Genomic DNA, 14,237 nt, shown 5'->3' with positions numbered 1-14,237 from the left:
CAGGAGAGAGATTATGATTGGATTATTAGTTACAGGACATGCAAATTTTGGTACAGGCATTACAAGCTCCGTGAACCTGATCGCAGGCGAGCAGGAGGCATATCAGGCAGTTGATTTTCTGCCGACATACAGCACAGAAGATCTCACACGTGAGATAACAAAAGCGCTCGATGAATTAAAGGAATGTGAAGGGGTCATCATTTTTACAGACCTTATGGGAGGAACCCCGTTCAATGTTTCCGCACAGATCGGACATGGAAAGGATAACATCCGTATCGTTGCAGGCACGAACCTTCCTATGCTGGTTGAGATCGTGATGTCACGCAAATTTATGGATAACCTGGACGAACTGGTAGATTCCGTACTGGAGACGGGAAAAGAGCAGGTGACAAAATACGAATTCAAGCAGGTAGTTCAGGAAGCGTCAGACGACGGGATCTAAAACTGGCTGCATACTATAAATGTATGAAAACTGAGTTTCAGCCGGCGCAAGAGCCGGCATGGAGCAGCGCATCTGCCGGATGCGTGATAAAGCCGTTACGCGGCAATGAAAAAATGAAAGGGGAAAAACAATGAGTACAATCTTTAATATCACAGAAGATAAGATGAAAGACACATTCTCAACATTTACGCTGACTGAGATCTATCAGCAGCCAGCAACATGGAAAAAGACATGCGCTCAGATCAGAGAGCACAAAGATGAGATCAGGAAGTTTATCGATCAGGTGATCACATGCGATGACTTTGATGTAATCCTGACAGGCGCCGGCACCAGCGAGTTCGTTGGGAACGCACTGTTCCCGCATCTGGCAGGACTTCTGGACCATAAGGCAAAATCCTACGGGACAACAGATATCGTTGCTACACCGGAGGCTTATCTCTCCCGTACAAAGCCGACTCTTCTGATCAGCTTCGGACGTTCCGGAAATTCACCGGAGTCTGTCGGCGCTGTGGATGCTGCCGAGGCTGTGTGCGACAATGTATACCATCTGTTTGTGACATGCAATAAGAACGGAGCACTCTCCAAACGTGCTGCTACAACAGAGAACTGCTACGCGATCAACCTGACAGACGAGACACATGACCAGAGCTTTGCAATGACATCAAGCTATTCCAATATGTATCTGGCGACTCTTCTGTGCTTCCACCTGGATGAACTCGATGAGACTATTGCAAAAGTGGACAAGATCATCGCAGCTGGACAGGCATTCCTTGATGATCAGTACGGCGTGGCGCAGAAGATCGTTGACGAGTATGATTTCCAGCGTATCGTTTACCTTGGAAGCAATACTCTGAAAGGCACATCCCAGGAGTCTGCACTCAAGATGCTTGAGCTGACAGCAGGACGCGTTGTTACAATGTATGATACTCCGATGGGATTCCGTCACGGACCGAAGTCCATCGTGGATGACACAACTCTCACAGTCGTATACCTCAGCGATGACCCGTATACAAGACAGTACGAGATGGATCTGGTTAAGGAAATGAGCGGACAGCGCAAAGGCAATAAGATTGTTGTTGTTATGAGCAGCCAGGACGATGCTGCTGCAGCTCTCGCAGATTACTCCGTAGTATACGGACTGGACGGAGAGAACGAGAATATCCTGCTCGGACTGGATTATATCCTGTTTGCCCAGACTCTGGCAGTGCTGAAATCACTGTCACTTGGCATCACACCGGACAATCCGTGCCCGACAGGCGAGGTAAACAGAGTGGTCCAGGGAGTTACCCTGTATCCGTATACAAGAAAATAAGACTTACGGAAAAGGGAGGGTGCCTCAAAGCTGTTTTGAGGCACCTTCGGCAAGGAGGATAAATTACAGCTATGAACAATGTAACTGTCATTATATGGACCTGCATAACAGTCGCTGTCCTGCTCGGGATCTGCGCGCTTGTCCTGCTCTTTATTTCGTCAAGGAATATGAAGAAGAACAGAGAGGCAATGAGGGATCTCCAGGGCGCGATAAAAGTAGGGGCGAGGATTTTGTTTGCAGGTGGGATTTACGGAAAGATCGTCAGGATCAAGAATGATGTGATCGATGTAGAAGTGAATAAAAGTACTGTGATCCAGATCTCACGCTACAGCATCCAGAATGTGATTTCCGAGTAACAGACGGCATTCAGGTCCGGGATGTTCAGACCTGATGCTCATTCTGTTGTTTGTTCTGGTTTTCTGCTATTTTTTTTGCATATGCGCTCGGCGTGGTGTTGAAATACTTTTTGAACAGCCGGGAAAAATAGTGGATGGAACTAAAGCCCAGCATGTATGCGGTCTCGCTGATCGTATACTGGCTCTGCCGGATCAGCTCCTTGCTTTTCTGGAGCTTGATGTTGAGCAGATAATTTTTGGGCGAGGTATTCAGATGAGTTTTGAACAGCGCCTGAAGCGAGGAGCGCGAGATGTAAAACTCATGGCATATTTCCTCGATAGTGATCGGCTCGGTGATCCTTTTGTTCATATAAGAAAGGATTTCTGAGAGCAGATCGTTTCTTGCAGAATTGTTGTCTGCAAAGAGTGTCTTGTGGCTGATCGACTCATAGAACTGCATCAGCAGCAGGAGCGCTTCCTGGAGATAGCATTCCATGAGAGTCTTTGTATAGTATGAATTTTCCCCGCTTTCGATGAGGAGCTTCCAGAGGATCTGCTGGAGTTCGCTCGTACAGTGGAACGTATTGTTCAGGATATGCAGGGTTTTACGCTGGTTTAACTCAAAAACAGCGGTCAGGTAGGAGCAGTTCTCTCTGATATCCAGAACTGCGCGGTCTGAACGGTATATGATCAGGTCGTGAGGCTGGAGAGAATATCTGCCGGAGGACAGTTCCACATGCATTGAGCCTTCATATATGTAAAGCAGTTCATAAGACCTGTGCACAGGTTTGATGATCTGGCAGGGCTTTGAGTGTTTGGTAAACCAGCAGTCGAGTATCCTGCGCACGTGGAGCGGGACAGATACAGGCTGATAGGTATACGGGGATGGGAGAGGTACTGTCTGCGGCTGTACATGGGGCGATGCCAATGTCCATGTCAAAGGGGTCGTCTGTGGGATCAGGTTGAAGTAGATCCCGGGTTTCAGCTTTATGTAATGCCGGACCGGAAATGGCTTCAGGTCTGCCATGTCAGGTGAATCTGAGACAAGGATCAGCGCGACTCCCAGAGGGCACTCGATATACACCTCGCTTGAAAATACAAACAGCTGAGTCAGTTTTTTTGAAGGAGAAGAAATCTCCTGACGTATCAGATTATGCTTCTGCACATCTACTGGCTCATCATAAAAAGATCCATATGATTTGAAAGTACTGTCATTTGTTTGTTTATTTGTCATACTTGTTCCCTCGTGATGCATAAAAGCATTTGTACTTTTTAAATTATATTACATGTTTTTTTAAAAATCAAGATACGGGATTTTACTGATCCCGGCAATAGGCAGGAGGTATTGTTATGATCATTCAGAGTAAAAAGGTATGGTTTGCGGACCAGTTTGTGGAAGCTCAGGTTGAAGTAAAAGACGGGAAAATCGTTGATATCTGTGAGTATGGGACAAAGCCGGTGGATCAGGATTACGGGAACAGCTGGATCCTTCCGGGATTTATCGATATCCACTGCCACGGGGCTTATGGATTTGATACAAATGATGCGGAAGAAGAGGGACTGCGCTATTGGGTAAAGAATATTGTCAACGAGGGTGTGACAGCGCTCCTTGCGACTACGATCACTCAGAGTGAGGAAGTGCTCACCAATGCGCTGAAAAATGTGGCAAAGGTAGTGAACGGCGGATATGAAGGTGCGGAGATCCTGGGAGTGCATTTTGAGGGACCTTATCTTGACATGAAGTATAAGGGAGCTCAGCCGGAACAGTATATCGTTAAGCCGACGATCGAACAGTTTAAGAAATATCAGGAAGCGGCAAACGGGCTGATCAGGTATATCACAATGGCAACAGAGACAGACGAAGATTTCGCTCTGACACGTTACTGCTCAGAGCACGGCGTGGTAGTCAGCATCGGACACTCTGCGGCTACGAGCAAGCAGGCGGTCCAGGCATTTGCCCACGGTGCGAGATCCATGACACATGTATATAATGGAATGACACCGTTCAACCACAGGGCAAACGGTCTTGTGGGCGCAGCATACCGCATGAAGAGCATGTACGGCGAGATCATCTGCGACGGCAACCACTCTACACCTGCCGCGCTGCGTATGTTCTTTGACGCAAAGGGACCGCACTATGGCATCATGGTCAGCGATGCACTGATGGCTAAGGGATCTCCGGCGGGATCGAAATTCATCTTCGGCGGAAACGAGATCGAGATTTACGAAGACGGAAGCGCGCACCTGACATCATCCAAGGGGCTGGCAGGATCTACGCTGAACATCAACAAAGGTCTCCGCATCCTGATCGAGGAGGCTCTTGTGCCGATCGATACTGCGATCAACTCCTGTACGAAGAACCCGGCGGCATGCCTGCGCATTGACGACAGAAAAGGCTCTATCAAAGTCGGGCTGGATGCAGACCTTGTAGTTCTTGACCGCGATTACAATGTGCTCCAGACATACTGCATGGGCAAGGCGATGCTTGAAAAATAAACAGACTAAACGAAAGATGTGGTTAGAGAGATGAGTAAGAAAAAAGGGGCTAAACCGGTGGAGAAGATCCGCCTGTCAGGCAGAAATATTTATACGGACAAAAAAGGGCGCGTCATATTCTATGACATGATCACAAAGAAAGGGTATCTGGTAGATAAGAAGAGTGAGAACTCGGCAGTATTTTTTAAGAACCGGTTTGTTGTGATCCTGTTTGCGGCGATCCTCTTTGGAGCGACATTTTTAACAGTTCTCCAGGCAGTGATCGCGTGGGCGGTCATGATGGCTCTGGCAGAGTTTTCTTTCAGGATGGTTTTCCTGAAAAAGCTGGAACCTGTCACGGACGTGGACTTTGAGCGGCGTGTTTCCGCGCTCCGGTACATTATCGAGAATAAGGAGAAAGGGCGGATCATCGCGCTGATCATCCTTTACTTCCTGTTCTCCGTGCTGGTGCTGCTGAATGCGTACACAGAAGATTATTCCACGAAGCTGTGGGTGTTCAGCGGGTGCCTGGCAGTGGTAGGAGTTTACTTCGGGGTGCTTCATATCGTTGCCCTGATCAAAATGAAAAAATAATTGAATTGGGGACGTAGTAAAATCGGATTTTACTACGTCCCCAATTAAGTTTCAGGGTGTCCCTGAATCGATTTAGGCCTGTCCCTCAGAACCGCATACGCTGATCTTCTGTTTTACAAGCTCAGTTACATGCTGCATTCCGACCGTGCCGTATTTCTTCGGATCGAATGCATCCGGGTTTTCTTTGAGATATTCTTTCACGCCGTCGCTGTATGCGATACGAAGCTCTGTCGCGAAGTTTACCTTGCAGATCCCGCGCCTGATGGACTCGCGTACCGCATCGTCCGGCACGCCGGAAGCGCCGTGGAGCACGAGCGGGATGGATACGACCTCGCGGATCTCGCTCAGTCTGTCAAGATCCAGTTTCGGGATCCCTTTGTAGATGCCGTGTGCTGTACCGATGGCAACTGCCAGGGAAGTAACGCCCGTGCGCTCTGCGAATTCCTTTGCCTGCTGCGGGTCTGTGTAAGGATTCTCATCTCCGCCGTCCAGGTCGTCTTCTTTTCCGCCGACTTTTCCGAGCTCAGCCTCAACGCTGATGCCGGACGGAGCGCATGCTGCCGCAACGCGGCTTGTGAGGGCGATGTTATCCTCGAAGGACTCGTGGGATCCGTCGATCATGATGGATGTGTATCCTGTGCGGAGTGCCTGCATAGCCAGCTCAAAGCTGCTGCCGTGGTCAAGGTGCATCGCAACCGGGACGCTCGCGCGCTCAGCCGCTGTCTTTACCATAGCGAGATAATAGTCAAGACCCGCATATTTTACAGTGGAAGGCGTTGTCTGCATGATGACCGGAGAATTCATCTCCTCGGCAGCTTTGATGACTGCCATGACCATTTCCATGTTTTCCACATTGAAAGCGCCGACTGCGTAGTGGCCTTCCTGTGCCTTTTTTAACATTTCGTTTGTTGTAACTAATGGCATAAGATCTACCTCATTTCTTTATAGATTTTTACAGTTGTTCCTGCCCTGCGCCTGAGAATACAGGCCGGCTACGTTCTCAGTATAGCACAGAACAGCCCATGCTGTCTCTCTATTTTGCACTTTCTTAAAAAATGCAAACGATTCTTTAATAAATCCAAAGTACACCCTGTCCGAAAGTGCTACGATGAAAACAAAAAAAGGAGAAATTACAATGCGTCAGAATCCACTGAAAAAAATTGTAGAGCTGCAGAAGCAGGGAAAAAGCGTGGGTATTTACTCTGTGTGCAGCGCAAATGGTTATGTAATTGAGGCGGCATTAAAGAGGGGAATGTCAGATGGTTCCTGTGTGCTGATCGAGAGCACGGCGAACCAGTGTGACCAGAACGGAGGGTATACCGGCATGACACCGGCTGACTTCAGGAAATTTGTCCTTGATATTGCTGAGAAGAACGGATTTGACAAGGACAGGCTCTTCCTTGGCGGAGACCATCTGGGACCGCTGACATTTGCCGGAAAGGACGAGGCGGAAGCCATGGCGGATGCAGAAGAGCTGATCCGCTGCTATGTGGGCGCTGGATTTACAAAGATCCATATCGACACCAGCATGAAGGTAAACAGCGACGATCCGGATGTGCGCCTGTCAGATGAGATCATCGCGGGCCGCGGCGCAAGGCTGGCGCAGGTCGCTGAGGAGACTTACAAAGAGCTCCTTACAAGAGAACCGGATGCTATCCCGCCGGTCTATATCATTGGAAGCGAAGTGCCGATCCCGGGCGGCGCAGTCGGAAGCGAGGACAACGGGGTCCAGGTGACAAAGGTCGAGGACTTTAAAAACACAGTGGCAGCGTTTGAGAAGGCATTTGCAGAGGCAGGACTTGGCGATGAGGTCTGGGACCGTGTGATCGGAGTCGTCGTACAGCCGGGTGTGGAAGAGAAAGACAGCGGATGCACGGAGTATGACCGCGAGAAGGCAAAAGACCTGATGGCATCGATCAAAGACTTCCCGAGCCTTGTGTTCGAGGGACATTCTACGGATTACCAGACAAAGATCAAACTGCGCGAACTGGTCGAGGATGGAGTCGGCATCCTGAAAGTAGGGCCGGGCCTTACGTTCGCGATGCGCGAGGCGATGTTTGCTCTGGAAAATATCGAGAAAGAGCTGCTCTATGGTACAGAGGTGGAGCTGAGCCGTTTCGCGGAAGTGCTGGACGAGGAGATGTTAAAGAACGACAAGAACTGGAAGAAACATTACCAGGGCACAGAGCTGGAGGTGCGCCTGAAGAGGAAATATTCCTTCTCAGACCGCTGCAGATATTATATGCCTGTGCCGGCAGTGGAGGCAGCGGCAGACCGTCTGCTCACAAACCTGCGCACGCACGGCATCCCGCTGAACCTTCTGAGCCAGTTCATGCCGATCCAGTATACAAAGGTACGTGAAGGGCTGCTTGAAAACGATCCTGTTGCCCTGATCGAAGACAGGATCACGAACACGATCGATGAGTATCTGTATGCGACACATCAGAGAGAACTGATGTAAACGGCAAAATGCAAAGAAAGTCAGATCCAGTATAGAAAAATATAAAAAAGAAGAGACAATCTTATGTAAGATCAGCGGCCTGGCCGCCTGGATCTTCGGAGATTGTCTTTTTTTGTTAGAGAAAAGGATAAATACTGGAATTGACGGATGCGGGACGTTATAATCAGGATAGAAAGAGATAGATTGGATTTCAGGTACAGAGGCGGAAAAAAGTTGAACAATTCCGGACAAAGGTACGGTATAGTTAAATCATATGTGTTCTGGGAGGTGCGGACCGTGAAGCAAAAGAATATAACAGCGCAGGAGTCGGGGGCAGTGGAAGCGCTTCTGGCTGGAAATGCCGGTCTCTGGAGCTTTTCCCGTCTGCTTTTCCAGGTCTATACAGGGGAGCAGCCGCTGGTTGTCTTCCTCACTGAGCGGCTGACGGAATATGAAGGCGGGAAGGACCGCGAAAAGACTGCAAGGAAAGTGCGCAACTGGCTGCATGACCGCAATCTTCCCCAAAACAGGGAAGAAGCGTTTAAGATCTGTTTCGCCCTGGGACTAAATGAAGAGCAGGCGGAGGAGCTTCTCGGCATGACTGTGGAGAGCGGGATCCATTACCGTGATCCGGATGAACTGGTGTATGCATACTGCCTGCGGAAAGGGATCGGATATATGCAGGCTGTGCGGATGAAAGAGAGGCTGTGCGGCCCGCCTTTTCTTAAACAGATTTCATCAGAGGAGACGATGCCGGAGGAGGGACAGCCGCTGAATCTGACCGGATATGTGAGGCGGAAGTTCAGGAGCGTGGAAACAGAGGAAGAACTGACACGGTTCCTGGAATCATCTGCGGCCAGGTTCGGCCGCTACCACAATACCGCCTACCGCAAATTCTGCCGGATGCTGGACTGTCTCATACGGCCGGAGACGTCAGAGAGCGGGATGCCGCAGGAACACAGTTACAGCATAAGAAAGGCAGTGGAGGAATATCTGCGCATGGGGATCCCCTACGAGAAACGGTCATCAGGCTATACGTGGGTGCACCGGGAGATCAAGAGGCACTGGCCGTCTGCGAAATCAATTTACTTGATGCGCACCAGAAAAACAGATGTGGACCGGAAGACACTCCTGCTTTTATATATCGCAACGGAAGGAGACCATGAGATGCAGACCGAAGAGATGAAGCCGGTCGAGGAACATCACAGAAGGATGGACCTGATGCTCTCGGAGTGCGGGATGCCCCGGCTCAACGGAGATAAACCGTTTGATTATCTGGTCCTGCAGGCTGTCCGGGGCGGAGAGGAAGATGAATTTATCAGCCTGAAAATGGAGCGGATGATCCGGAAAATGTTCAGCGAGGACGGCATGGAAGAGGAAAGATAAACGGAGGAAAACGGAAATGAAGAAGGACGATATGGATAATCGGATCAGACTTCCGGAGGGATACAGGATCTCACATGGCGGAAGGAGTTACACGATCAGCAGATACGTGAGTGCGGGCGGCAATTCGATCGTATATCAGGCCTGGTATCAGGACAGTCTGATGCCGGAAAAGACCCATCAGGTTCTCATCAAAGAACTGTATCCTTACGACCCGGCGGGGCGCATTACACGTAGGGAAAACATGTGTCTGGAGATAGGGCCGGGAGCGGAAAAATTATATGGTGACCACAAGAAGAGCTATCTCCTGGGAAACAGGGTGCACCTTACGCTTGCCACGGAGGGGAAAGGCGGGATCGCAGATAATCTGGATTCCTTTGAGGAGAACGGAACTGTCTATACGGTCCTCACAGCCAGAAAAGGACAGGTCCTGGCGGAGATGCTGAAAGAGAAAAGATACTTTCCCAGTCTGGAAGATACGGTAAAGTGCATCCGCGGGCTTCTCAATATCCTGGAACTTTTCCATGAACACCGGCTGCTGCATCTGGATGTGAGCCCGGATAATATTTTTATCCTGGATCCCCGGGAAAAGGGCGCCTTTCCAACCGAACTGCTCCTGCTCGATTTTAACAGTGTCTACTCCATGGATGACCAGACGACGTATCTGGGAGATTATTATCCGGGAAAGCCGGGGTATATGGCGCCGGAGGCGGTGCTTTCCAGGACCGGGGAAATGGGACCGTGGACCGATCTGTATTCCGTGGCCGCAGTCTGGTATACCATGCTCTGTGACGGAAAGACACCGGAAGATATGGAGATTTCCAACGAAAAGGAACTGGTGTCTCCCTACTCGCGGCTCCTGCTCCACGAGAAGGAAGTGGCAGCGGAACAGGTCAACCGCATCCTGAACCGGGGCCTGCGCATTATGCCTTCGGACCGGTATCCGTCCATCAGAGATATGCGGGCAGACATCCAGGAATTGAGCGATATCCTGACCGGTGCAGTCCGGATCCCTGTCTTCCGGACCCCGTCTGCCGGAAACAGAAAAAGACCTGCCGCAGGCATCTGGGCAGCCGGAGCGGTCCTGCTTGCATGTGCCGCGTTTTTCGGAGGCAGGCTGAGCCTTACTGCGGAAAAGGGCGGTTCAGCAGCATCCGGGGAGACAGATGTTGTAACGACAGAAAATACAAAGCTTGACCTTTATCAATTTCCGCTGGAGACGGATGATTCCGTCGTGCTTACCCAGCAGGATGTCCGTTATCCTCTGGTGGACAACCGCATGGACGTCCAGGTACAGACTTCAACGGCGGTCCGGATCATGCTCAGGGATTATGAACACAGCAGGGATACCTCGGAAGTGATCGACACGTATTCGCTGTTTACGTTTTATACAGGGGAAGGCGACAAGCGGGGATGGCAGAATGCTGACCTGACCTATGATTTTTTCTATACAGAAGATAATACGCTCCACATGGAGCTGCCGTTCCAGGATCCTAACCATTTCAATCTGGATTATGTGGGAGTGATCTTCCAGAACTTTAATTACGATGAAAGTGAACTGATCCTGGATATCACCAGGTGCACTCTGGTCGACGGGGCGGGTAATTCCTACGAGATGACGGAACTGCTGGGGAGTCATCTGCTCTTTTTTGATGAGGAACGCTGGCAGCAGAATATGATCACGACTGAAAACAGGAAGTATGTTGAGACTTTTGACGATATACGGGGAGGCAGGCTGATCGTGGACGCCCGGGCCTGCTATCTGGATCCTGTCCTGGAGGTGACATGGACCAGCGATAACCCGGATATCGCCACAGTGGACGAGCGGGGAAGAGTGCAGGGGCTGCGGCAGGGGACCGCCACACTGACCGCTACGGTCAGGGATAAGAACACAGGCGAGGAGCGGAGCACCCAGATGCTGGTAAATGTCATATCCAAACTGTAAAAGTGATCTGCTTTGTGGATCTGAGCGGAAAGAAGTTGAAAAAGATATAATCCGCGTATGGTATGCTTGCCGTGAGACTAGCGGCGGGAAAAACCTGCTGCGGAAAGGTGGAAAAAATAAAACGATGAAAAACTGGAAAATGAGAATCGGTGCGCTGGCTCTGGCGGCTGCCATGGCGGCAGTCCCATGCATTGGCGCGGCGGCAGCAGAACCGGAGAGACAGTCTGCATCCCCGGCGGCAGCGGAAACTGGGAGACAGTCCACGGAACCGGCGGCAGGATCAAAGACAGATGCCCGGACTGATGAGAAAGGCCTGTATGTAGGCCTGTCAAATGGCACTGGGATTTATGAGGATGATCTGATCCGGATGGTTGAGGGCGCGTCAGGAAGCCTGACTGTGGAATTCATGAACAGGGCTGACGTTCCTGCAAGTGTCCTCAAAAAAGCAAAAGAACAGAATGTAAAACTGGTCTTTGAGATCTTCACACCTGGATTTGACGCGGCAATGTTCAACAGCAGATGGGTGTTTGAACCGTCCTATTTGTACTGGGAGCCGGATCAGGAATACTATCCGCTCGGGATCAGCCTGGATCTGGTAGGGAACCCGGAGTACCACTCTCTTCATCCTGATGCTGGCTCCAATCCGTTCAGCAGCATAGTCAGAAACGACGGAGTGGAGTGGGCGCTCTATGATCTTTATTCAGCAGAAGGCTGTGAGGGTTCTGCGTTCCCAGGCTTTTCTTATGTAGAGGTCGCGCACTGGGGTGAATTCGACGGATTACAGCAGATGCCCGTGTATTCCGTGTACTCATATAATGAGACCGGCGGCACGATTACCAACAGCGGTTATGGGGCGAAAGGGGATGACGCGGCTGTGTCTGATTCCATTGTCTGGTCTACAGTCCGCATATATAATCCGTACCAGGGCGCGAACTATGCGGTCCTGTCGGACGAACACAATTTTCTCCCGGTAGAAGAGATTGAAGAACAGATAAAAGACCCGGATATCGCTGCGGTAGACATCCAAATGGGTTCCTGTTACCTGGATGAGCAGTATGTACTGCCGGCGGAGACGCTGGATCAGCTCCGAGACAGCGGAAAAACGATGTCCCTGACATCGCCGGGAGTTGAATCGCAGCCTACATATTCCTGGTTCTTTGACGGAACTGAGATCACTGACACAATGGATATGGATCTGCATGTTCAATTTTATTACAGTCCGTATAATGTCCAGGATCTTTGGCTGCCTGCAATACTCGAGGATCTTCCTGAGGACGTTCCGTCCATACTGTTCGATTTTACCCACAGCGGGCCGGTCCCGGGCGGAACCGAAGTCAGCCTGACTGCTTCGACGGAATTTGCACAGGAGGGACATCTGTACTATGTAAATGAATCAGACGGAACCTTTGAATATGCCGGTGAGGTCTCCGCAGAAATGGAGAATGAATATTTCTGTACGCTGACTGTCTCAGGGATCACCCACTGCTCCTATTACCTTGTGTCTTCACAGAAGCTGACAGGCAGCAATGTGGTCGAGCCTGAGGATCCGTCAACCCCGGAGGGCCAGGAGCCGCCGGAAGGCCAGGAAAAACCGGAAGGTCAGGAACCGCCGGAAGACCAGGAGAAGCCGGAAGACCAGGATAAGCCGCAGGAGCAGAATGAGGCTCAGGCACAGGCGGGTAAGATCCAGGGCAGCGCGGTGAAGACGGGAGATAAAGGAGCTGTGTTCCCGGCAGTAATGGCGGCAGGGGTCTCAATTGCCGCGGCAGCCTGGGCGATACGCCGAAAAATGGTGAGATAAAAAGCGAAACGAAAAACTACAGAAAGAAAGTGTAACAGTAACAGGCACCAGATCACGAATAAGATCCGGTGCCTGCTGTTTTCAGGCCTGAAATTCCAGGTGATCCGATGCTCCCAAAGCCCGGCCGGGAAATCAGGAGAACCATTCCTTCATCGTCTGCAGGACTTTGACCAGTTCTTCCTCCCGGATCACATAGGGGACCATTGCATACATATAATCCAGGAACGGGCGGCTGAACACGCCGTGTTCATAAGCAAACTGCTGATATCCCCTGATAGTGTCAGGATCATATACTTCTATGCATACGCAGGCGCCCATGATCCGGATCTCCTTAATGCGCGGGTCGGAGAAACCTTCCATTTCACGCCGGGTGATCTCTTCGATCCTGCGGATCTTAGACATATAGTCCTGTTTTTCAAATAATTCTATGGATTTCAATGCCACGCTGCAGACCAGGGCGTTGCCCATAAAGGTAGGCCCGTGCATCAGGGCGTGGGAGGGATCGCCATCATAAAAGCCCTCGTATACTTTTCGGTTTGCAACTGTCACGGCATGTCCGATATATCCGCCGGTCAGAGCTTTGCCGAGGACAAGGATATCCGGCAGGACCAGATCCGCGGCAAAGCGGTTTCCGGTACGTCCGAATCCTGTGGCAACTTCGTCGAATACAAGGAGCACACCGTATTGGTCGCAAAGTTCGCGCGCGCGTTCCAGGAAGGAGACGCCGTACATCCTCATACCGCCCGCACCCTGCAGCAGAGGCTCGACGATAAAACAGTTCAGGCGGTCGTGGTACTGTGCAAAAGCCTGTTCCAGGGCGACTTCCACAGCAACGCTGCCGGAGTCAGAGAAAAAGCAGTGATCCAGATCTCCCGGAAGCCAGCTTTGGAGCTTTTGATACAGAACGGATACCGTGTAAGAGGTGTAGAGGACGGAAAAGCGGCTCTTGAGGCGCTGGAAAAAGAGTATGCGGATCTGATCATCTCAGATATCATGATGCCGGTCATGGACGGGTACGAACTGGTGCGCGCTCTCCGGGAAGCGGGGAACCAGACGCCGGTGCTCATGATCACCGCAAAGGATGCTTTTGATGACATGCGCAAAGGATTTCTCTCAGGCACGGACGATTACATGGTAAAACCCATCAATGTCAATGAAATGGTTTTGTGGGTGGGGGCGCTGCTGCGCCGTGCGCAGATGATCAATGAGCAGAAACTGGTCTTAGGCGGCACGGAACTGCTCCTGGATTCGCTGACCGTGGTCACGGAAAAGGATTCCTGTGTACTGCCGCAGAAGGAGTTCATGATCTTATATAAGATGGCGTCTTCCCCAGGGCGTACATTTACCAGGCAGCAGATCATGGATGACATCTGGGGGTACGAGGCGGAAAGCGATACCTATACCGTGGACGTCCATATCGGGAGACTCCGGGAGCGCTTCCGGGATAATCAGGACTTTCGGATCGTGACTATCCAGGGCGTGGGGTACAAGGTGGTGAAACTGTGAAAAA

The 14,237-nt window shown here is 50.9% G+C and carries 13 protein-coding genes; 10 read left to right on the top strand and 3 right to left on the bottom strand.

The features are described from left to right. Nucleotides 1–13 precede the first annotated feature (13 nt). From agaF to yajC, 3 genes are all read left to right on the top strand, one after another. The gene (gene agaF / locus B5G27_RS03305; protein WP_087177536.1) at nucleotides 14–442 is read left to right on the top strand and encodes a PTS galactosamine/N-acetylgalactosamine transporter subunit IIA; all 429 of its coding nucleotides are present in this window, start codon (nucleotides 14–16) and stop codon (nucleotides 440–442) included. A 130-nt stretch (nucleotides 443–572) separates the two neighbouring features. Further along, nucleotides 573–1,754 (top strand): SIS domain-containing protein, encoded by a 1,182-nt coding sequence (locus tag B5G27_RS03300; RefSeq protein ID WP_087177535.1) that lies wholly within the window; start codon nucleotides 573–575, stop codon nucleotides 1,752–1,754. 71 nt (nucleotides 1,755–1,825) lie between these two features. Beyond that, nucleotides 1,826–2,110: a preprotein translocase subunit YajC gene (yajC, locus tag B5G27_RS03295; RefSeq protein ID WP_087177534.1), complete on the top strand. Its 285-nt coding sequence runs from the start codon at nucleotides 1,826–1,828 to the stop codon at nucleotides 2,108–2,110. 25 nt (nucleotides 2,111–2,135) lie between these two features. Here the strand turns inward: yajC and B5G27_RS03290 are convergent, their stop codons facing one another. Then, entirely contained in the window at nucleotides 2,136–3,323 is a 1,188-nt protein-coding gene (locus tag B5G27_RS03290) for a helix-turn-helix transcriptional regulator (RefSeq protein WP_087177533.1), read from the bottom strand. Nucleotides 3,324–3,439: 116 nt separating this feature from the next. On the opposite strand from B5G27_RS03290, the gene nagA reads away from it, so the two are divergent. Both nagA and B5G27_RS03280 read left to right on the top strand, forming a co-directional pair. Continuing rightward, the gene (gene nagA / locus B5G27_RS03285; protein ID WP_087177532.1) at nucleotides 3,440–4,585 is read left to right on the top strand and encodes an N-acetylglucosamine-6-phosphate deacetylase; all 1,146 of its coding nucleotides are present in this window, start codon (nucleotides 3,440–3,442) and stop codon (nucleotides 4,583–4,585) included. A 30-nt stretch (nucleotides 4,586–4,615) separates the two neighbouring features. Next, complete coding sequence (locus B5G27_RS03280) at nucleotides 4,616–5,158, top strand: hypothetical protein (protein WP_087177531.1); 543 nt, start codon at nucleotides 4,616–4,618, stop codon at nucleotides 5,156–5,158. A 72-nt stretch (nucleotides 5,159–5,230) separates the two neighbouring features. Here B5G27_RS03280 and fba read toward each other — a convergent pair whose 3' ends face one another. Continuing rightward, nucleotides 5,231–6,082, bottom strand: coding sequence for a class II fructose-1,6-bisphosphate aldolase (gene fba, locus B5G27_RS03275; protein WP_087177530.1), 852 nt, complete (start codon nucleotides 6,080–6,082; stop codon nucleotides 5,231–5,233). 211 nt (nucleotides 6,083–6,293) lie between these two features. Between fba and B5G27_RS03270 the strand changes: the two genes are divergently transcribed. The 4 genes from B5G27_RS03270 to B5G27_RS03255 all read left to right on the top strand — a co-directional run bounded on the left by B5G27_RS03270 (nucleotide 6,294) and on the right by B5G27_RS03255 (nucleotide 12,727). Next, a complete protein-coding gene (locus B5G27_RS03270) occupies nucleotides 6,294–7,619 on the top strand; it encodes a class II D-tagatose-bisphosphate aldolase, non-catalytic subunit (RefSeq protein WP_087177529.1) in 1,326 nt (441 codons plus the stop codon). A 276-nt stretch (nucleotides 7,620–7,895) separates the two neighbouring features. Beyond that, nucleotides 7,896–8,984: a hypothetical protein gene (locus B5G27_RS03265; RefSeq protein ID WP_143449633.1), complete on the top strand. Its 1,089-nt coding sequence runs from the start codon at nucleotides 7,896–7,898 to the stop codon at nucleotides 8,982–8,984. 16 nt (nucleotides 8,985–9,000) lie between these two features. Beyond that, nucleotides 9,001–10,926 (top strand): protein kinase domain-containing protein, encoded by a 1,926-nt coding sequence (locus tag B5G27_RS16310; RefSeq protein ID WP_087177527.1) that lies wholly within the window; start codon nucleotides 9,001–9,003, stop codon nucleotides 10,924–10,926. 124 nt (nucleotides 10,927–11,050) lie between these two features. Continuing rightward, complete coding sequence (locus B5G27_RS03255) at nucleotides 11,051–12,727, top strand: hypothetical protein (RefSeq protein ID WP_143449632.1); 1,677 nt, start codon at nucleotides 11,051–11,053, stop codon at nucleotides 12,725–12,727. 132 nt (nucleotides 12,728–12,859) lie between these two features. On the opposite strand, the gene B5G27_RS16305 is transcribed toward B5G27_RS03255, so the two are convergent. Then, the gene (locus B5G27_RS16305) at nucleotides 12,860–13,465 is read right to left on the bottom strand and encodes an aminotransferase class III-fold pyridoxal phosphate-dependent enzyme (protein WP_330398960.1); all 606 of its coding nucleotides are present in this window, start codon (nucleotides 13,463–13,465) and stop codon (nucleotides 12,860–12,862) included. Nucleotides 13,466–13,585: 120 nt separating this feature from the next. Here B5G27_RS16305 and B5G27_RS03245 point away from each other — a divergent pair, with 120 nt between their 5' ends. Beyond that, on the top strand, nucleotides 13,586–14,233 hold the full coding sequence (locus B5G27_RS03245; RefSeq protein WP_143449644.1) for a response regulator transcription factor: 648 nt from the start codon (nucleotides 13,586–13,588) through the stop codon (nucleotides 14,231–14,233). Nucleotides 14,234–14,237 lie beyond the last annotated feature (4 nt).

Source organism: Lachnoclostridium sp. An76 (genome assembly GCF_002161355.1).
Classification (GTDB): Bacteria; Bacillota; Clostridia; order Lachnospirales; family Lachnospiraceae; genus Mediterraneibacter; species Mediterraneibacter caccavium.
The sequence above is the reverse complement of the archived record's forward strand: the minus strand, read 5'-3'. Positions and strand labels throughout refer to the sequence as shown.